The sequence below is a fragment of the Sphingomonas eleionomae genome, from assembly GCF_049889035.1.
Lineage (GTDB): Bacteria > Pseudomonadota > Alphaproteobacteria > Sphingomonadales > Sphingomonadaceae > Sphingomonas.
Genome location: NZ_JBLTWP010000001.1, coordinates 425,325 through 444,597, shown reverse-complemented (window position 1 = coordinate 444,597; position 19,273 = coordinate 425,325). Strand labels below are relative to the sequence as shown.

Below are 19,273 nucleotides of genomic sequence, written 5' to 3'. Positions count from 1 at the left end.
GCCCATTCCCGCGTCACAATCGGATCCGCCTATGAGCCTGCCGCACCTTCTTCTGGTCGATGACGAACGATCGATCCGCGAACCGCTGGCCCAGTTTCTGACGAAACAGGGGTTTCGGGTGACGCAGGTCGCCGATGCGGAGGCCGCGCGCGCGCGGCTCAACGCCTATGACATCGATCTAGCCATCGTCGACATCATGATGCCGGGCGAGGATGGCCTGAGCCTGTGCCGTCACATTCGCGCGACAAGCGATACGCCCGTCATCCTGCTGACCGCAAAGAGCGAGGAGACGGACCGGATCGTCGGCCTGGAAATGGGCGCGGACGATTATGTCGTAAAGCCCTTTTCCCCCCGCGAGCTGGCCACGCGGGTCAAGGTCGTGCTGCGCCGCGCGGCGAACGGATCGCGCCAGCACGCGCCCGAAAGCGGCAGTTTCGCCTTTGCCGGATGGGTGCTGAAAACCGGCGAGCGGACGCTGGTCGACCGCGACGGCGTGTCGGTGCCGCTGTCGACGGGCGAATATAACCTGCTTCACGCGCTGGTCATGCGGCCGCGTCAGGTGCTGACCCGCGACCAGTTGCTCGACCTGACCCAGGGTCGGGAAGCGGCAGCATTCGATCGCGCCATCGACAATCAGGTCAGCCGCCTGCGCAAGAAGCTGGAGGAGGACCCCAAAAGCCCCTCCGTCATCAAGACCGTTTGGGGCGGCGGGTATACCCTGTCGGCCGAGGTCACGCGGCTTTGACGCGCGCATGAGCCGAATCCGCCTGTTGCCGCGCAGCCTTGCCGGTCAGCTTGCGCTGCTCGTCGCGCTGGCGCTGTTCGTGGCGCAGGCGCTGAACTTCGCGCTGCTGCTGCGCGAGCGGCAGGGATATCGCTTTGCCCAGATCGCGGTGCCCACCATCACCCGCATCGTCGATGCCGCCGAACGGGTGGAGCAGGGCCGGCTGTCGCTGGACGACCCGCGACCGCGCGGCAGGGTGCGGCTGGTCAGCGCCAATCCGGTGCCGGAAGGGCTGCCCACCGAGGATGATGTGGCGGCCGGCATCCGCTATGGCCTGGACCAAAGCCGGGTCCAATATGGCCGCATCGTCGCCGTCCTGAACCACGACCACCTGCCCGTCCCGGTGCTTGAACCGCGCCGACGTCAGAACGATCAGCGGCAGAGCCGGCAAAAGGGGCCGCCCGACCTGCTGGTCGCGGTGGAATTGCCGGGCAAGGGGTGGCTGGCGATCCGCGCGCCATGGCCAATGACCGGGCGGTTCCTGATCTGGCAACTGATCGCCCAGACGCTTGTGCTCTATGCGGTTGTCATGCTGCCCATCGTGGTGCTGGGCCGGCGGATCGCGCGTCCGCTGCGGTCGCTGGCGCAGTCGGCGGCCAGCTTTAACCCTGCACAGCCGGGCGAACCGGTGCCCGAACGGGGGCCGGAGGACGTCCGGTCGGTGATTTCGGCCTATAATGGCCTGTCCGGCCGCGCGACCGCCATGCTGGATGAAAAGGACCGGATGCTTGGCGCGATCGGCCATGATCTGCGCACACCGCTGGCCGCGCTGCGCGTCCGGATCGAAAGCGTCGAGGACGAACAGGACCGGGCGCGCATGGCCGAGATCATCGAGGAAATGCACCGGACGCTGGAGGATATCCTGTCGCTGGCCCGCATGGGCCGGCCAAGCGAGCCGCACAGCGATGTCGATCTGGCCGCGCTGGTCGATGCCGTCGTTGCCGATTTCGAGGATCTGGGCGCCGATGTGACCGCGACAGAGGCACCGCGCGTCACCATCCGCATCCGTCCGACGTTGATGCGGCGGGCGCTGCGCAACCTGATCGAAAACGCCGTCAAATATGCGGGGTCAGCCGAAGTGCGGCTGGTTCCGGGCGAGCGCGACGTGTGTATCGAGGTGGCCGATCACGGCCCCGGCATCCCCGAGGACAAGATCGACGGTGTGTTCGATGCCTTTATCCGCCTCGAAACCAGCCGCAACCGGGATACCGGCGGCATCGGCCTGGGTCTGGCACTGGCCCGTGCCATTGTCCGCGATGCAGGGGGCACGATCACGCTGACCAACCGTCAGGGCGGCGGACTGATCGCCGCAATCCGCCTGCCCCGCTGATCCGATGCTGAAGGTCGCGAGCTATAACATTCACAAGGCCGTGGGGACCGACCGGCAACGGCGGCCGGACCGCATCGTGCAGGTGCTGGGCGAAATCGGGGCCGATATCGTCGCGCTGCAGGAATGCGATCGCCGCTTTGGCAACCGTCAGGCGGTGTTGCCCGGCCATATCCTGAACGATCATGGCGGGTGGCAGGTGGTGCCCGTTGCACAGCGGCAGGCCAGCATGGGCTGGCACGGCAATGGCCTGTTGATTCGGCCCGACGCAACGCTGCTGCACGCAGAGGCGCTGCACCTGCCCGTGCTGGAGCCACGCGGCGCAGTGCTGACCGAGGTTCGCGTCCGCGGGCGCGACTATCGGATCGTGGGCATGCACCTTGATCTGTCGGGCCTTTGGCGACGGCGGCAGGCGCGGGCGATCCTGGCGCATCTTGCCGCCCGCCCCAGGTCCATGCCGACCATCCTGATGGGTGACCTGAACGAATGGCGGCCCAATGGCGGCTGCATTGCCGATTTCTGCCGATCCCACCGGCTGGCCGATACCGGGCCAAGCTTTCCGGCGCAGCGGCCGATCGGGCGGCTCGACCGGATCATGGTCAGCCCGGACCTGTCCATCCTGGACTGCGGCGTCCATGGCAGCGTCGCCGCCCACGCCGCTTCCGATCACCGGCCGGTCTGGGCTAGGATACAACCGGCCTGACCATCCATGCCATGGATGGAACGGGCGATATGAGGGGGAGCCCCGTGCGGGAAAAGGAATTGCGGCTCGCCCTTGTCTGTTACGGCGGCATCAGCCTGGCCGTGTACATGCACGGCATTACCAAGGAGATCTGGCGGCTTGCCCGCGCCAGCCGCGCCTTTTGCGATGGCGACCCGCCATCCCCCGGCAGTGAGGGGGTCTATCGCGCGCTGCTTCAGGACATTGCCGACCGCACCGGCGTTCAGGTACGCGTGCTGGCCGATATTGTCGCGGGCGCGAGTGCAGGCGGCATCAATGGCGTCTTCCTCGCCCAGGCGATCAGTTCGGGCCAATCGCTCGACCCGCTGACCGACCTGTGGCTGGACACGGCCGATGTCGAGGCGCTGATCGATCCCGGTCAGGCACCATCCGGACGCATGACCAAGCTGTGGGCGCTGCCCATCGCCTGGATGGCGATGAACCGCGGCACGATGATCGACGCCACTGTCGAAGAGGGCGCGCGGGACGAGGTGAAGCGCAAGCTGGAACATTTTGTCCGATCCCGCTGGTTCGAACCGCCCTTTGGCGGGGAACGGATGCTCGACCTGTTGCTGGACGCGCTTGACGCCATGGCGGCCGCCACCCCCGGCCCCCGCCTGTTGCCGCCGGGCCAGCCCATCGACCTGTTCGTCACGGTGACGGATTTCGAGGGGCATTTCGAACTGCTCCGCCTCAATTCCCCGCCCGAGGTGATCGAGACGGAACATCGGCTGGTCATCAGTTTCCGGGATCAGGGGCATGACGGCCCCTGCGCCCTTGCCGACCCTGCCGAGCTTGCCTTTGCTGCCCGCGCAACGTCCAGCTTTCCGGGCGCCTTTCCGCCCTTTTCGGTCGGGGAACTGGACCGGGTGCTGGATACCCGGGACCGGTCGTGGCCGGGCCGGGCCGATTTTCTGCGCCGCGCCATGCCGCATCGCGCAGCAGCGGGCGCGGCGGAACAGGCAGCGCTGATCGACGGGTCCGTTCTCGTCAATGCCCCGTTTCAGCCAGCCATCGATGCCCTGCGCGAACGCCCCGCCCGGCGACAGGTGGACCGGCGGTTCATCTTCATCGATCCGACCCCCGGCGCGCGGCCCGGCATCTATGGCGAACCCGGCCACCGGCCCGGCTTTTTCCAGACGATCATCGGATCGCTGTCTGAACTGCCCCGGCAACAGCCGATCCGCGACAATCTGGAGGCGATTGCCGCCCGGTCCGAACGCATCATCCGGATGCGCACGATCATGGAGGCGATCCGCGCAGAGGTGGAGGCGCAGGTCGTCGGCCTGTTCGGCTATACCCTGTTCCTGGATTATCCGACACCGCGACGGCTGGTGAACTGGCGTCGCCGGGCACAGAGCCATGCGGCAAGCCGGGCGGGTTACGGCCATGCGGCCTATGCCCTGTTGAAAGTGGACGCGATCATCGACCGGCTGGCCTCCCTGGTCGGGGCGATGACCAAGCGGACGACGGCCGAGGATATCCGCACGATCCGCGCCGCGCTGGCCGCGTGCGTGCGCGACAGGGGTGAGATGGATTTCGCCGCCGGGCATCCGACCGGCGCCGCACCCGCCGCCGTCGCGTTCCTGCGCGCCCATGACCTTGGCTTTCGCATCCGGCGGCTGCGGCTGCTGGCCCGGCGGATCACCGAGCTGGACGAAGCGACGCCGGACGAGGCGCTGTCGGCGATGCGCGAGGCGGTCTATCAATCGCTCAGCGCCTATCTGGAATGTGAGCGGCAGGAACATCATGCGGGGCTGATCGGCCCGGACGACATGCCCGCGTTGCTGGATCATCCCGGCGCCGTGCTGGACCGGGTGGCCGCCCATATGAACCTTGAGGCGCTGGACAGTGCGACGGACGACCGATTGTCGGCGGCATTCAGCCAGCTGTCGCGCGATCTGCGCCGCCCGGTGCTGCTCGCCTATCTGGGCTTTCCGTTTTTCGACCTGGCCACCCTGCCGCTGCTGGAGGGTGAGGGGATGGACGAATTCGATCCGATCCGCGTCGACCGCATCTCGCCCGACGATGCGACGGCGATCCGGTCCGGGGGCGCGGCGGCGACGCTGAAGGGGATTCAGTTCAACAATTTCGGCGCGTTTTTCAGCCGCGCCTATCGCGAAAACGACTATCTGTGGGGCCGCTTGCATGGTGCGGACCGCCTGATCGACATCGTGCTTTCCACCCTGTCCCCAAGCCAGCGTCCCGATCCGGCCGAGCTGTTGGCGGTCAAGCAACAGGCGTTCCGCGCCATCCTGAACGAGGAACGGGAACGGCTCAAAAGCATTCCCGGCTTGTTCGAGGCGCTGGACGCCGAGATCGGATGAACGCGCCGTGGCTGGCCAATCCGGGCGATTGCGCCTAGGGTCCGCCGTGGCATGAGAAAAGGAAAGGATCGCCCATGCAATTCCTGAGGACCCTGTTCTGGGCCTTGCTGGTCGGCATTCTGGTTGCCTTCGCTTTCAACAACTGGACCAGCGTGGACGTCCGGCTGTGGGGCGGGATGGTTGCCCAGACCAACTTGCCGCTGCTGCTCGGCATCGTCTTTCTGCTGGGTTTCCTGCCCATGTTCCTGGCGCATCAGGCGATGAAATGGCGGCTGAAATCGAAACTGGCGAGCACGGAGCGCGCGCTGAACGAATTGCGCAATGCCCAGACGCCGATTATGCCGCCGCCAGCGCCGTCTGTACCATCGGCCACAGCGCCGACCGCTGCTGGCGAGCTTCCGCTCGACCCCGCGCCGGGGCAGCGCCTGTGACCAACCGGATCTTCGTTGCCCTGGATACGCCAGACCTTGAACAGGCGCAGGCCCTGGCCCGGCGCGTCCATACCCATGTGGGGGGGATCAAGCTCGGCCTAGAATTCTTTATGGCCAATGGCCGGCACGGCGTGCACGCCATGGCTGATATCGGCCTGCCCATCTTCCTTGACCTGAAGTTCCACGACATTCCGAACACGGTGGCAAAGGCGGTGCAGGCGCTGCGCCCGCTTAATCCCGCGATCCTGACCGTCCATGCCAGTGGCGGCCGCGCGATGATGGAAGATGCCAAGGCCGCCGCGCCGGAGGGGACCAAGGTTGTCGCCGTCACCATGCTGACCAGCCTGGACGGCAGCGACCTTCAGTCCATCGGCCTGTCGGCCGATCCGCACGAACAGGTCGTTCGGCTGGCCGAACTGGCGCGGTCCGCCGGGGTCGATGGCATCGTATGTTCAGGCGAAGAGGTGAAGGCCGCCCACTCGGTGTGGAAAGACGGGTTTTTCGTCGTCCCCGGCGTGCGCCCCGCCGATGGGACGGCCGGCGATCAGAAGCGGGTGGTAACGCCCCGCGACGCGCTGGATCGCGGTGCCTCCATCCTGGTCATCGGCCGCCCGATCACGCAGGCCGAGGACCCGGATCAGGCCGCGCGGGCCATCGAGGCGACCCTCTAGATCGATAGGGTAGCGGGCCGATCAAGCCGCGGTGGTCAGCGCCGCGACGAACGCCCGCGCGCGTTCACCGACCTGTTCCGCACTGTATCCGGGGCGATAGAGCGCCGAGCCAAGGCCGAATCCGGCAGCGCCGGCGTCCAGCCATGGCTGCATATTCCCCGGATCGATGCCGCCCACCGGCAGGACGCGCGTGCCGGCCGGCAGCACCGCACGCATCGCCTTCAGCACCGCAGGCGATGCGCCCTCTGCCGGAAACAGTTTCAAGGCATGGGCCCCGGCGGCCAGCGCCGCAAACCCCTCGCTCGGGGTCGCCATGCCGGGCAGTGAGACAAGGCCCGCATTGACGCTGGCCCCGATCACTGCCGCGTCGGTGTTGGGCGAAATGATCATCGTGCCGCCCGCGGCCGCGACGGCATCGACATCCGCCACGGTCAGCACCGTTCCGGCACCGATCACCGCGCGATCGCCGGCCACGCTGGCCAGGCGGGCGATACTGTCCAGCGGGCGCGGCGAATTGAGCGGCACTTCGATCAGGGTGAACCCCGCCGCGATCAGCGCCTCGCCAATCGGCACCACCTCGTCCGGCTGAACGCCGCGCAGGATCGCGATCAGGGGGCAGCGCGCAAACGCCGCGTCGAACCGGTTGCTCGTCTCACTCATTTCTGAAATCCCTGAAGCGCGGTAACGCCCGCCACAAATGCCGCGCTGCTGTCGATCAGCACCGCCTGCCGCCCGTGCGCCTCGATCGCCGCGACGTACAGCCGGCCCAGGGCATTGCCCGCCAGAATATGAACCCGGTCGGCATCCGTTTCGGACAGCCGCGCGGCAACCTCCGTCCCGATCAACAGGCCGCTGGCATAGGCGGGTGCATCCCCATCCGCGCGCATCCCCAGCAATCCTGCCGCCCGGATGCCGAACAGGTCGGTCAACAGGTCGCGGCGGTCCCGCGCATCGGCAACGCCGTCCAGAAACGCCGGGCCAAGCGCCGGATCGCCGCCAAGCTGCTGAGCGAGCACGCCATGCCCGCGCAGCAGGGCGAACAGTTCGCCGGTCATCGCGGTGGAAAAGCCCGCGATCCGGCCATCCGCCATTCGCGCCCATTTGCTGTGCGTACCCGGTTGAACCAGAACGGCGTCGGGAGGCACCAGCCCGGCGGCAATCGCACCCAGCAACTGCACCTCCTCGCCCCGCATCACATCGGCGCGTCCGTTGGCAGTCGTCGAAACACCCGGCACGATGGCCGTGCGCGCATCCACCCGCATCAGCTTTGCCGCCAATTCGGAAATCCCGGCAGGTGCCGCGACATAAGGGGCGACGCGCCAGCCGATCGACGACCCGACCATCCCGGCCATCAGCATCGGATGATCGCCGAACTGCCCCCGCACTTCACCCACCGCCGCATCAAAATCGGTGACCGATGTGACACCAAGGCCGTCCTGGTGCGTGTGCACCACCGCCCCCGCCTCGATCCGATAGATGCGGCGATTGGTGGTGCCCCAGTCAATCGCCAGCAGCGTGTCCGCCATCACTACCACCAGACCGCGTAAAGGATGGCGAGCACGACGACCACCGCCACGCTGGCCAGGTTGAATCCCGTGCTGGTCGCAAAGGACACGCCCTGCATCGTGATCCGGTTGCGCTCCGCCTGTGCCGGACGCAACAGCGAGACGATGATGGCCAGCGCCAGGCTGATGAAGAACACGATCATCATGCGGTTCATGAACGGCACGGCATTCAGCGCAGCGATCCCGCCCCAGTCGGCCGGCAGCCAGAACAGGAAGCTGAGGACAACCGACGCCACCGCCCCGACCAGCGCCCCCGCCTCTGTCGCGCGCGGCCAGAACAGGCCGAGCAGAAAGATGACGCAGATGCCCGGCGTGACGAATCCGGAAAATTCCTGAATGTACTGGAACGCCTGATCCAGGCTGCCCAGCAGCGGACGGGCAGTCAGGATGCCCAGGATCGTCGCCACGACCGCGCTGATCCGGCCAACCAGCACCAGCGACTTTTCATGCGCCATGCTGGCTGCGGCATCGCCGTCCGCTTCGCTCGCCCGGCTCTGAATCCCCTTCAGCTTGGCATAGAGATCAAGGGTGAAGATGGTGGCGATCGAATTGATCTTGGACGCCATCGACGCGATGATCGCCGCGACAAGGGCCGCAAAGACTAGGCCCAGCAACCCCGTCGGCAACAGCCGCATCATGGTGGGGTATGCCTGATCCGGCTTGGCAAGGTCGGGGGCCAGGATCACCGCCGCGATGCCGGGCAGGACGATGATGATCGGCATCAGCATCTTGAGGAACGCGGCAAAGACGACGCCCTTCTGCGCCTCGCCCAGGCTCTTGGCCGCCAGCGCACGCTGAATGATGTACTGGTTGAACCCCCAATAGCTGAGATTGGCGATCCACATCCCGCCGATCAGGACGCTGAGGCCCGGCAGATCCTTGTAGAACGGGTTGTCCGGCGACAGGATCATGTCGAATTTTTCGGGCAATTCGGTGGTCAGCCGGGAAAAGCCGCCCAGAACGCCGGCATTGCCGCCAATCTCGCTCAGCGTCAGCCACGAGACGACCAGACCGCCAAAGACCAGCAGCGTCACCTGCACAATGTCGGTCATCGCCACGGCCTTCAGCCCGCCGCGGAGCTGATAGACAAGGGCAAAGATGCCCAGGCCGATCAGCGCCACGTCCTGATCCACGCCCGCGACCTGAGTCACAGCAATCGAGCCGAGCCACAGGATCGAGGTCAGGTTGACGAAAACGTACAGCGCCAGCCAGAACACCGCCATCACGGTGCGGATCGTCGGCCCGAACCGCTGTTCCAGAAACTGCGGCATGGTGTAGATTTCGTTGCGCAGGAAGATCGGCAGAAACCATTTGCCGACGATCAGCAGCGTCAGCGCCGCCATCCATTCATAGGATGCAATGGCCAGGCCGACGGCATAGCCCGATCCCGACATCCCGACGATCTGTTCGGCGGAAATGTTCGCCGCGATCAGCGACGCGCCGATCGCCCACCAGGGCAGCGCCTTGGACGCCAGGAAATAATCGGACGTATTCTTGGTCCGACCCGCCTTTTCGCGGCTGATCCATTGGGCAAGGCCGAAAATGCCGATGGCATAGACGATCACCACGATCAGATCGATTTGCGACAGCCCCGTCACGCACCCTCCCACATACTGTTGACCCGAATTATCATATGATTGTCGATTGTCTAGCGTCGCCGGGCACGGGCACCGCCCAGCCAGCGGTCGACCGCGACCAGAATGGCGGCCCCCAGCGCGACGGCGATGGTGATGCCGCCGGCCGCAGCGGCGAAACCGCCCCATCCCGCCTTGCCCGGATCGAGGAAATAATAGGCATACCAGCCATCCTGCGCACCGCGCGCCACCGCATAGGCCAGATAGGCCAACGGGAACAGCAGCGCCCGCCACAACTGCCCCCAACGCAGCGTGCCGTGACCGCTGGTCAGCCACGCCAGCAGGAACAGGGGCGGCACGGCATCGTGCAACAGGTGGTCCGCGACCGCCTGCCATCCGGTCGGTTCCCATACATGGCGCAGGGCAATCGAATAGGTGATGCCGACCAGCAGGATCGCGACCAGCGCCGACAGCCGCACCCATGGCCGCGCCAGCGGCGATCCCGCGCGCAAGCCCATGGCCGCGGCCACGATGCACACGAACAGGTTCGACAGGATGGTGAAAAAGCCGAAAAACCGCCACAGCGCGGCCCCGACGCCCTCGCCCCGCCCGGCAAACTGCCCGACGATCAGCGCCAGTTGCAGCACCAGCGCAAATCCGGCGACCAGCGCAACCGTTCGGGCGATCGGCTGCATCCAGGTGCTTGGCCGGTCCATTCGCTCATCCCCTCCTCAACCCCGGCCATGCTTGTCGAAGCATGGCGGCGAAGACAATGCCCTTGTGCCCGGACGCGGCGAGTTTGGCGATGGATCGGGCGGCGGACGATTGACCCCGCGATGCCCGGCCCCTAGCGCGGGACCATGCGTGCCACTGCCAAGATCTGCGGACTTTCGACGCCCGAAACACTGGATGCCGCGATTGGCGGCGGGGCCAGCCATGTCGGGTTTGTGTTCTTTCCGCCCTCTCCCCGCACCCTGACGCTGGATCAGGCGGCGATGCTGGCGGCACGCACCCCCGACACGGTCGGACGGGTCGGCGTGTTTGTCGATCCCGATGACGACCTGTTGAACGGCGCAATCGCGGCCGGCCGGCTGAGTGCCGTTCAACTGCACAAGACCGCGCCGGAACGGATCGCCGCCATCCGCGCGCGCCTGTCCGGGATCGAAACCTGGGCGGCGATTGCGGTCAAGACGCGCGCTGACCTTGATCCGGCGCGGCGGCTGCACGGGATCGTTGACCGCGTGCTGTACGATGCAAAGACGCCGGATGGCGCATCCTTGCCGGGCGGCATGGGCCTTCGCTTTGACTGGACGCTGCTGCGCGGGTTTGATCACCCGCTGCCCTGGGCGCTGTCCGGCGGGCTGGATGCCGGCAATGTCGCAGAGGCGATCGGCACGACGGGGGCAACGCTGGTCGATGTATCGTCCGGCGTCGAACGCACGCCGGGCACCAAGGATGTGGACAAGATCGCCGCTTTCCTTAAAGCGGTCGCATCATGAACGCACCCAACAGCTATCGCTCACAGCCCGACGATCGCGGGCATTTCGGGCAGTTTGGCGGCCGTTACGTCGCCGAAACGCTGATGCCGCTGATCCTCGAACTGGAAACGGCGTATAAATCCGCCAAGGCGGACCCGGCCTTTGCCGCGCAGTTCGACGACCTGCTGGAGCATTATGTCGGGCGCCCCAGTCCGCTTTATTATGCCGAGCGGCTGACCGAGGAATTTCGCAAGGACGCGGCCGATGGCATGGGCGCACAGGTCTGGTTCAAGCGCGACGAGCTGAACCACACCGGCGCGCACAAGATCAACAACTGCATCGGCCAGATCCTGCTGGCGATCCGCATGGGCAAGACGCGGATCATCGCCGAAACGGGCGCGGGCCAGCATGGCGTCGCCACCGCCACCGTCTGTGCGCGCTTCGGCCTGCCCTGCACCATCTTCATGGGAGCAAAGGACGTGGAGCGGCAGCAGCCCAATGTGTTCCGCATGAAGCTGCTCGGCGCGGAAATCGTGCCGGTGACGAGCGGTGCGGCGACGCTGAAGGACGCCATGAACGAGGCGCTGCGCTATTGGGTGGCGAACGTCCACGACACGTTCTACATCATCGGCACCGCCGCCGGTCCGCACCCATACCCGGAACTGGTCCGGGATTTCCAAAGCGTGATCGGGCGAGAAGCGCGCGAACAGATGCTGAGCCGCACCGGCCGCCTGCCCGACCTCTTGGTTGCGGCGATCGGCGGCGGATCGAACGCGATCGGCCTGTTCCACCCCTTCCTGGACGATGCCGACGTCAAGATGCTGGGCGTCGAGGCGGCGGGGCATGGTCTGGACAAGCAGCACGCGGCCAGCCTTGCGGGCGGCTATCCCGGCATCCTTCATGGCAACAAGACGTATCTGCTGCAGGATGACGACGGCCAGATTGCCGAAGCCCATTCGATCAGTGCCGGCCTCGACTATCCCGGCATCGGCCCGGAGCACGCGTGGCTGAAGGAAATCGGGCGGGTGGAATACACGTCCGTGACGGATACCGAGGCGCTGGACGCGTTCCAGCTGCTGTGCCGAACGGAGGGGATCATCCCCGCGCTGGAGCCCAGCCACGCCATCGCCGCCGTCGGCAAGGTCGCGCGGGAAATGCGGCAGGATCAGGTGATTCTCGCCAATCTGTGCGGCCGCGGCGACAAGGACATCTTCACCGTCGCCGAGGCGCTGGGGACGGACATCTAATCGATGGACCGCCTCGCCTCCTCTTTCGCCGCTGCCCGTGAAGCAGGGCGCGCCGCGCTGGTTACCTTCGTCACTGCTGGCGATGGGCCGACTGCAGACATCCTCGACGCGCTGGTCGCGGGCGGGGCGGACGTAATCGAGCTTGGGATGCCGTTCACCGATCCGATGGCGGACGGTCCGGCCATTCAGGCGGCGAATCTGCGCGCGCTGGCCAATGGCACGACCACGGCGGACATCCTGGCCATCGCCAGCGCCTTTCGCCAGCGGCACCCCGACGTGCCCCTTGTCCTGATGGGCTATGCCAATCCGATGACGCGGCGCGGGCCGGAATGGTTCGCTGCCGCGGCGCGCGATGCCGGCGTCGATGGCGTCATCTGCGTCGACATCCCGCCGGAGGAGGATGACCAGCTTGGCCCCGCGCTTCGCGCCGCCGGCCTGCACCTCATCCGCCTGGCCACGCCGACCACCGATGCCGCGCGGCTGCCCGCCGTGCTGGATGGTGCATCGGGCTTTCTCTATTACGTCTCCGTCGCCGGGATCACCGGTCTGCAACAGGCGGCACAGGACAGCATCGATGCCGCCGTCGCCCGGCTGAAAGCGGCGACGGACGTTCCCGTTGCGGTCGGTTTCGGCGTACGCACGCCGGAACAGGCCGCAGCCATCGGGCGGGTCGCCGACGGCGTCGTCGTCGGTTCCGCCATTGTCGAACTGGTCGCGCAGCACGGGGTCAGCGCCCCGGCCGCCGTCCAATCCTATATCACCACATTGGCGCAGGCGATCCGCGCCGTATCCAGGGTTTCCGCATGAGCTGGCTTGGCCGCGTCCGCAACGCGATCTCCTCTTTCGTCCCCGTCAGGAAGGACACGCCCGACAATCTGTGGCACAAATGCGCAGGGTGCGGGCAGATGGTCTTCATGAAGGAATATCAGGAGAATATGTCCGTCTGTCCGCTGTGCGGCCATCATGGCCGGATCGGACCGAACGACCGCTTCGAGCATCTGTTCGACCCCGGCTTCACCGTCCTGCCCAGCCCGCGCACGGCCGACGACCCGCTGAAGTTTCGCGATTCAAAGCCCTATGCCGCCCGGCTGAAGGCGGCGCGCGCCGATACCGGCAACACCGACGCATTCGTCAATGCCGATGGCCGCATCCGGGGCCAGCGCGCGATCGTCGGCGTCCAGAATTTCGGGTTCATGGGCGGATCCATGGGTCAGGCGGTGGGTGAGGCGTTCATCGCCGGCGTCGAGGCCGCGATCAAGGTCAAGGCGCCCTATATCGTGTTCACCGCCAGCGGCGGCGCGCGCATGCAGGAGGGGATCCTGTCCCTGATGCAGATGCCGCGCACGACCGTCGCCATTCAGATGCTGCACGATGCCGGCCTGCCCTATATCGTCGTGCTGACCGACCCGACATCGGGCGGCGTCATGGCCGCATACGCCATGCTGGGCGATGTGCAGATTGCGGAGCCGCGCGCGACGCTGGCCTTTACCGGCCGCCGCGTCATCGAAAGCACGATCCGCGAAAAGCTGCCCGACGATTTCCAGACCAGCGAATATTATCTGGCGCACGGCCTGATCGATATGGTGGTCCATCGTCATCAGCTGGCCGATCAGCTGGCGCAGGTGATCGATTACCTGACCGGCGCTCGCAAGGCGGCGTGACCCCGCACCGTCGCGCAGGCCCCGTGCGTTCGTGTCCCACGAACGGAACCAGGGTCCGGGTCTGATCCATGCCCGATCACGCATCCTCGGCCGACCCCGCGGTGCAGCGCCAGCTTGACCGGCTGATGGCGCTTGGTCCCGGCGTGGACGTGCTGGGGCTGGACCGCATTACCCGGTTGCTGGACCGGATCGGCAATCCGCATCGCGCTTTGCCGCCGGTGTTCCATGTCGCGGGAACGAACGGAAAGGGGTCGACCTGCGCCTTTCTGCGCGCCGCGCTGGAGGCGGATGGGCGGCGCGTCCATGTCTACACCAGCCCGCATCTGGTCCGGTTCAACGAACGGATCCGGCTGGCCGGACGGCTGATCGAGGATGATGCGCTGGCTGCACTGCTGGCCGAGGTGCTGGATGCGGGCGGCGATATCGGCGCCAGCTTTTTCGAGGTGACGACGGCCGCCGCGTTCCTCGCCTTTCACCGGACACCAGCCGACGCCTGCGTGATCGAGGTGGGGCTTGGCGGGCGGCTGGACGCCACCAACGTGCTGACCGATCCGGCCGTGTGCGGTATCGCCCAGCTGGGCATGGACCACGAGGCGTTTCTGGGCGACACGATCGAGAAGATCGCATTCGAAAAGGCGGGGATTGCCAAGCCCGCCCGCCCGCTGGTGACGGTCGATCACGGCGATGCGCTGAACACCGTCATCGCCGCGCATTGCCGAACGGTCGGTGCGCCGCTGTTGCGCGAAGGGGTGGACTGGCAGTTCGGGGGCGATGCGCGGCTTGGACAGGTGGTTCACCATGGGCCGGGCGGCGGTGCACAGATCGTGACGCCCTGGCCCGTCCTGCCGGGCGATCATCAGGTGGGCAATCTGGCGCTGGCCATTGCCATGCTGCGGGCTCAGGATCGGGTGCCGGTCAGTGCCGCCGCGCTGAAGGCGGCGCTTGCCGTGCGCTGGCCCGCCCGGATGCAGCGGTTGGGCGACGGCCCGCTCAGCACCATGCTCGCGCCGGGATCGCCCATCTGGCTGGACGGTGGCCATAATCCCGCGGCCGGGCAGGCGGTGGCCGATGCGCTGGCATCGCTGGTGCCGGAGGGCGGCGTCCACCTGATCCTGGGGATGCTCGCCAACAAGCAGCCGGAGGGCCTGCTCGCCCCGATTGCGCCGATGCTGGCCAGCGTAACCGCGATCCCCGTGCCCGGCCATGCCCATCACGCCCCCGATGCGCTGGTCAGCACCTTGGCACAGATGGGCGTCGCCAATGGCCAGGTTGCCGCCGATCCCGCCGATGCCTTTGCTTGCCTGGCCCGCCGGTTGAACGGACAGGCGGCCCCCGTCCTGATCCTCGGTTCGCTCTATCTGGCGGGTGAGGTGCTGCGGATGAACGCGGAATTGCCCGACTGATCTTTTTGCGATTGACTATCATTAGCGCAGGAGTAGCGTAGGGGCCTGACAGGAGACATGCCCCCGATGTTGACCACCCAATCCATTGCCGCCGCCCTGCCCCGTCGTCAGCCCGATCACGCCGCCCGCCGCCTGTTGATGCACGGCCTGCGCCGTACCGGGATGCACGGCCTGGACGATGCGATGACGGCCAGCATCTTCATGTCCGCCTTTGGCGGTCAGTATCGCCGCCCGCTCGTTCTGCTGCGCAGCCTGATCGCGGAACTGTCGTCGCTGGCCAGCGGCCCCATCCGCATCTCGCCGCCCTGTTGCGGACGCATGACGGTGGACGAGGCTTTGCTGGCCGATGCCATTGCGGCGGCGGCCACCGATCCGGGCCGCACCCGCGTGCTGCTGGGCGATGTCATCGGCCGCCGGATGGTGGACGGCCCCGCGGCCACCGCCGCCCTGCTCGCCCGAGCCTTTGCCGATGGTGGCCAGCCGCTCGACTGACCGGTCGGCGGGTCAGGGGTTCAACCCCTGAGTTCGGCCAGCGTATCAGCGGCCCAGCGATACATTTCCGCCTCTGCCGCGCGCTGCGTCCGGTCCAGCCGCTTTGCCCGTCGCTCGACCTCCTCCAGCACGGTCAGCGCCTCGCTGCGTCGGCCAAGCGCGATCAACAACGCGGCATAGCGGCACCGTGCCTCCTCCCCCGGCAGGCGCGTGACGATGTCGGCATAGATCGTCGCCGCCTCCTCGCGCTTGCCAAGGTCCTCAAGGCTCCGCGCGCGGAGCAGCATCACGCGGTCCCGGTCCGCCTGGGTCGACGGATCGCCTGCCGCGTCCAGCTCGGCCAGCGCGCCCGCTGGCTCGTTCGTTTCGTACAGCGCGCGGGCAATCTTGCGCCGCTGCGCCGGAATACCGCCGCCCGGCATCGCTGCCAGTTGGCGAAGCACCGGCAGCGCCTCGGCATGACGGCCAAGCGCCATCAGCGCATCGGCCAGCCGCTCGCGATTGGCGACCGTGTCGGCCAGATCCAGCGCGTCGCGGGCGCTGCGCAATTCCCGCTCCGGGTCGATGGCGTGGCGCACCTTTGCCTCGGCCAGCCGCACATGGCGATTGCCCCGCGCACCGGGCAGCACCTCGACCAGCAGATAGGCGATGGCACTGGCCACCGGCAGAAAGAAAAGCGCCAGAAGCCACAACTGATTGCGGCCGTTGCGGATCACATGGACGATACAGGCAATCTGGATCGCCAGGATCAGCAGATAGATCGGCATGACGGCGCCCCTACTCGGTTGCCGCCCTGGCCGGCTCCGGCTCGGGTTGCTGCTTGGCCGCGCGCAGGCTTTCGACCACAAACCCCTTTTGCCACAGCACCCACAACAGGATCATGCCGGGTAGCGCCGCCGCGACGGTAAACAGCCAGAATCCGACCCAGCCGAGCCCCTCTGCCAACTGGCCCGACGGCGTTGCCAGCCAAGTGCGACCCGCCGCTGCAAAGGACGATAGCAGCGCAAACTGCGTGGCCGTATAGGCAAGGTTGGACAGGCCGGACAGATAGGTGACGAACACGGTCAGCCCGATGCCACTGGTCAGGTTTTCAGTGCCCACCGCCAGTGCCAGCATCAGCGGCGAATGTCCGACACTGGCCAGCACAGCGAACAGCAGATTTGAGAACATCATCAACAGGCCCGACATGAACAATGCGCGGCCCATGCCCAGCCAGGCGATAAACGGTGCGCCGAGGGCGGATCCGATGAACAGCGCTGCAATCCCGACCAGCTTGTTGATTGCGATGAATTCCTTGTCGGTAAAGCCAAGCTCGACGATCATCGGGTTCAGCATCCCCTGCCCCATCGCGTCGCCGACCTTGTAAACCAGCACGAATGCCAGGATCAGCACCGCACCGCGCCGGCCCAGAAATTCGATGAACGGATCCAGCACCGCGGTTTTCAGCCATGCGCCGAATGCCATGCCGGCACCTCGTGCGGCTTGCGGCACGAACTTGCCCTGCCCGGCGAACAATGCGGCGATGGCCGCCGGGATCACCAGGAACCCAGTGATGCCATAGGCCATGGCCCAGCCCAGATCGAACCCCTCCGACGATGCAAGCCAGACCGTGACCACCCCAGCAATCAGATTGCCGGTGCGATATCCGAACTGGTTCATGGCCGTACCGTGCGGCAATTCCGCCTCGGGCAGAATTTCGATGCGATAGGCATCGATCACGATATCCTGCGTCGCGGACAGAAAGGCGACGATGATCGCCCAGATCGCAAACAGGCCGATATTGTTGGCCGGATCACTGCCTCCCAGCTGCCACAGCGACAGGAACAGCAGTACCTGAATGAAGAACAGCCAGCCGCGCCGCTGCCCGAATGCGCGGGTCAGCACCGGCAGAGGCAGCCGGTCGACCAGCGGCGCCCACAGGAATTTGAGGGTATAGGGCGTGGTCAGCCCGATGGCGAAGCCGATGGTCGATTTCTCGATCCCTACCTTGGACAGCCAATAGGTCATGGTGCCCAGCAACAGCGTCAGCGGAAAGCCGCTGGACACGCCCAGCAGGAACGCCGTGATCGGCATGGGCCGCCGATAGGGGGCAAAGGAGGGGATGACGAACGCCAGCCCGATGATCGCCGCCAGAATGCCGACAAAGATAAGGGTATCCCACCCGAAACTCACAGACCCGTCCCTCCGCTGCGCCGATCCGGCCCCGAACAGCCCATGGCATAGCGCAACGGCCGCAATTGCCTAGAGGGGGGATGGGCCGTGAGCGGGGGTGCGCTCACGGCCCGGCGGCGCGACGGGGCGGGTCGTCAGAGATATCGCGCTGCAAGGATGGGGCCGGCATCGCCAGCGCGGATGATGACGGCATGTCGGTCGACGCCGCGCCCGCCAGCCTTGGCCAGGTTCAGCGGGATGGTCATCGGCCCGCCCCGCCAGTCCGCGAGCCGCGCCTCGTTTCGCAGGACGTTGACGTAAGTGACCTTCCGGCCGCCATTCTCGCCGTCGCCGATGCGCACGGTCTCGCTGCTGTCCAGTCCGATCAGCTGCACCGTGGCGGGCATGGCCGGCATGCCGGTCAGCAGACGGCCGGCCGGCCGCCTCGCCTTATCGTGATCCCGATTTCCGGCTGGTCAGCGTGCCGGGCGATGAGCCGGGTCAAGCTCGCCTCCCGGCTGCCGACCGTTCCGTCGATCCCCTGTACCACCGCCTGCGGTGTGTACACGCCTGCACCGGTAATCCCTCGGGCGGCATAACCCTGTTGCAGAGCGGTGTTGGCCGGAAGCGCAAGCGTGTCCGTCCAGCCCAGACGATCCCAATAGGTGACGGGCCGGGTGATCGCGACGACATTGGGGTCACGCGCAAGCCGCGCCAGCAACGCATCGGCTGGCGGACAGGACTAGCAGCCTTGGCTGGTGAACAGCTCGACCGCCACGGGATGGCCGGTAATGGCCGAAACGGAGGCAGGGTTGAAAGCCGGATCGGTCGACGGCTTTTGCAGGGTCAGGGCATAGCCAGCTCCAGCCAGCGCCAGCGCCGCGACAATCCCGGTAATGATTCGACTGTTCATGGCGCGGGCTTTCATTCCGGATCACGAACAGGTTCGCCGGAATGCCGCGTCAGGTTACGGACGGGCTAACCGGCGGGCGCGAACAGGGAAAGGCCAGTGGGAAATGTCTTTGGCGGCTGGCCGTCGACCATGGCTTCGATGGCGGCCACTGCGCCGATCAGGTCGCGCGGCCGATAGGGCTTGGCCAGCCACCCCATTGCCAGCATCTGCGCCTGATCCGGGCACAGGCCGGATACGATCAGCACCGGGACGCCGTCCGCATGGGCACGCTCTGCAATCGCAAGGCCGTTGCCGTCGCTCAGGTTGATATCGAGCAGCACCAGTTGCGGCTGACCATCGGCGATATGGGCCAACGCCGCCGCGATCGTATCGACCGTTGCCAGCACCTCATACCCCGCCTCGGTCAGGATGTGTTCGGCATCGAACGCGACCAGCGGCTCATCCTCCACGATGAGGAGCCGGGTAATCGTCCGCTTTCTTCTGCCGAACAACATTGCTATCCGCTCTTTCGCCTGGTGAAGCGGACTA

Annotated in this window: 21 protein-coding genes and 1 pseudogene; 12 read left to right on the top strand and 10 right to left on the bottom strand. The window is 66.6% G+C overall.

The features are described from left to right. Positions 1-31 precede the first annotated feature (31 nt). From ACNI3Q_RS02070 to pyrF, 6 genes are all read left to right on the top strand, one after another. A complete protein-coding gene (locus ACNI3Q_RS02070; protein ID WP_260019591.1) occupies positions 32-745 on the top strand; it encodes a response regulator in 714 nt (237 codons plus the stop codon). Positions 746-752: 7 nt separating this feature from the next. Further along, positions 753-2,114, top strand: a complete 1,362-nt coding sequence (locus ACNI3Q_RS02065; RefSeq protein ID WP_426273733.1) for a sensor histidine kinase — start codon at positions 753-755, stop codon at positions 2,112-2,114. A gap of 4 nt (positions 2,115-2,118) precedes the next feature. Then, positions 2,119-2,814 carry an endonuclease/exonuclease/phosphatase family protein gene (locus ACNI3Q_RS02060; RefSeq protein ID WP_426273731.1) on the top strand — a complete coding sequence of 232 codons (696 nt, stop codon included), beginning with the start codon at positions 2,119-2,121 and terminating at the stop codon, positions 2,812-2,814. Positions 2,815-2,843: 29 nt separating this feature from the next. Further along, entirely contained in the window at positions 2,844-5,159 is a 2,316-nt protein-coding gene (locus ACNI3Q_RS02055; protein WP_426273729.1) for a patatin-like protein, read from the top strand. Between the two features lie 74 nt (positions 5,160-5,233). Beyond that, positions 5,234-5,590, top strand: a complete 357-nt coding sequence (locus tag ACNI3Q_RS02050) for a lipopolysaccharide assembly protein LapA domain-containing protein (protein WP_426273727.1) — start codon at positions 5,234-5,236, stop codon at positions 5,588-5,590. After that, positions 5,587-6,261 carry an orotidine-5'-phosphate decarboxylase gene (gene pyrF, locus ACNI3Q_RS02045; RefSeq protein ID WP_426273725.1) on the top strand — a complete coding sequence of 225 codons (675 nt, stop codon included), beginning with the start codon at positions 5,587-5,589 and terminating at the stop codon, positions 6,259-6,261. The genes ACNI3Q_RS02050 and pyrF overlap by 4 nt, the downstream gene beginning before the upstream one ends. Before the next feature lie 21 nt (positions 6,262-6,282). On the opposite strand, the gene ACNI3Q_RS02040 is transcribed toward pyrF, so the two are convergent. Genes ACNI3Q_RS02040 through ACNI3Q_RS02025 form a run of 4 tightly spaced genes read right to left on the bottom strand, consistent with a single transcriptional unit; the run spans position 6,283 to position 10,116 of the window. Continuing rightward, positions 6,283-6,921 (bottom strand): 2-dehydro-3-deoxy-6-phosphogalactonate aldolase, encoded by a 639-nt coding sequence (locus tag ACNI3Q_RS02040; protein ID WP_426273723.1) that lies wholly within the window; start codon positions 6,919-6,921, stop codon positions 6,283-6,285. Further along, the gene (locus tag ACNI3Q_RS02035; protein ID WP_426273721.1) at positions 6,918-7,787 is read right to left on the bottom strand and encodes a 2-dehydro-3-deoxygalactonokinase; all 870 of its coding nucleotides are present in this window, start codon (positions 7,785-7,787) and stop codon (positions 6,918-6,920) included. The genes ACNI3Q_RS02040 and ACNI3Q_RS02035 overlap by 4 nt, the downstream gene beginning before the upstream one ends. Positions 7,788-7,789: 2 nt before the next feature. Further along, positions 7,790-9,424, bottom strand: a complete 1,635-nt coding sequence (locus ACNI3Q_RS02030) for a sodium/sugar symporter (RefSeq protein ID WP_426273719.1) — start codon at positions 9,422-9,424, stop codon at positions 7,790-7,792. Between the two features lie 50 nt (positions 9,425-9,474). Then, entirely contained in the window at positions 9,475-10,116 is a 642-nt protein-coding gene (locus ACNI3Q_RS02025) for a Pr6Pr family membrane protein (protein WP_426273717.1), read from the bottom strand. Positions 10,117-10,260: 144 nt separating this feature from the next. On the opposite strand from ACNI3Q_RS02025, the gene ACNI3Q_RS02020 reads away from it, so the two are divergent. From ACNI3Q_RS02020 to ACNI3Q_RS01995, 6 genes are all read left to right on the top strand, one after another. Then, positions 10,261-10,899 carry a phosphoribosylanthranilate isomerase gene (locus ACNI3Q_RS02020; protein WP_426273715.1) on the top strand — a complete coding sequence of 213 codons (639 nt, stop codon included), beginning with the start codon at positions 10,261-10,263 and terminating at the stop codon, positions 10,897-10,899. Continuing rightward, positions 10,896-12,125, top strand: coding sequence for a tryptophan synthase subunit beta (gene trpB / locus ACNI3Q_RS02015; protein ID WP_426273713.1), 1,230 nt, complete (start codon positions 10,896-10,898; stop codon positions 12,123-12,125). The genes ACNI3Q_RS02020 and trpB overlap by 4 nt, the downstream gene beginning before the upstream one ends. Positions 12,126-12,128: 3 nt before the next feature. Next, positions 12,129-12,932 carry a tryptophan synthase subunit alpha gene (trpA, locus tag ACNI3Q_RS02010; RefSeq protein WP_426273711.1) on the top strand — a complete coding sequence of 268 codons (804 nt, stop codon included), beginning with the start codon at positions 12,129-12,131 and terminating at the stop codon, positions 12,930-12,932. After that, positions 12,929-13,786 (top strand): acetyl-CoA carboxylase, carboxyltransferase subunit beta, encoded by an 858-nt coding sequence (gene accD, locus ACNI3Q_RS02005; protein WP_426273708.1) that lies wholly within the window; start codon positions 12,929-12,931, stop codon positions 13,784-13,786. The genes trpA and accD overlap by 4 nt, the downstream gene beginning before the upstream one ends. A 68-nt stretch (positions 13,787-13,854) precedes the next feature. Next, a complete protein-coding gene (locus ACNI3Q_RS02000; protein ID WP_426273706.1) occupies positions 13,855-15,189 on the top strand; it encodes a bifunctional folylpolyglutamate synthase/dihydrofolate synthase in 1,335 nt (444 codons plus the stop codon). Between the two features lie 57 nt (positions 15,190-15,246). Next, positions 15,247-15,681 (top strand): DUF6628 family protein, encoded by a 435-nt coding sequence (locus ACNI3Q_RS01995; RefSeq protein ID WP_426273704.1) that lies wholly within the window; start codon positions 15,247-15,249, stop codon positions 15,679-15,681. A gap of 20 nt (positions 15,682-15,701) precedes the next feature. Here ACNI3Q_RS01995 and ACNI3Q_RS01990 read toward each other — a convergent pair whose 3' ends face one another. The 6 genes and pseudogenes from ACNI3Q_RS01990 to ACNI3Q_RS01965 form a co-directional block, all read right to left on the bottom strand. Further along, positions 15,702-16,448 (bottom strand): tetratricopeptide repeat protein, encoded by a 747-nt coding sequence (locus ACNI3Q_RS01990; protein WP_426273702.1) that lies wholly within the window; start codon positions 16,446-16,448, stop codon positions 15,702-15,704. Positions 16,449-16,458: 10 nt separating this feature from the next. Beyond that, the gene (locus tag ACNI3Q_RS01985) at positions 16,459-17,853 is read right to left on the bottom strand and encodes an AmpG family muropeptide MFS transporter (RefSeq protein ID WP_426273700.1); all 1,395 of its coding nucleotides are present in this window, start codon (positions 17,851-17,853) and stop codon (positions 16,459-16,461) included. Positions 17,854-17,987: 134 nt separating this feature from the next. After that, positions 17,988-18,248 carry a DUF1223 domain-containing protein gene (locus ACNI3Q_RS01980; RefSeq protein WP_426273698.1) on the bottom strand — a complete coding sequence of 87 codons (261 nt, stop codon included), beginning with the start codon at positions 18,246-18,248 and terminating at the stop codon, positions 17,988-17,990. 5 nt (positions 18,249-18,253) lie between these two features. Then, positions 18,254-18,562: pseudogene (locus tag ACNI3Q_RS01975) on the bottom strand (DUF1223 domain-containing protein); the annotation flags it as partial. A 12-nt stretch (positions 18,563-18,574) separates the two neighbouring features. Next, entirely contained in the window at positions 18,575-18,745 is a 171-nt protein-coding gene (locus tag ACNI3Q_RS01970; protein WP_426273696.1) for a hypothetical protein, read from the bottom strand. 65 nt (positions 18,746-18,810) lie between these two features. Continuing rightward, positions 18,811-19,239: a response regulator transcription factor gene (locus tag ACNI3Q_RS01965; RefSeq protein ID WP_426273694.1), complete on the bottom strand. Its 429-nt coding sequence runs from the start codon at positions 19,237-19,239 to the stop codon at positions 18,811-18,813. Positions 19,240-19,273: the final 34 nt, after the last annotated feature.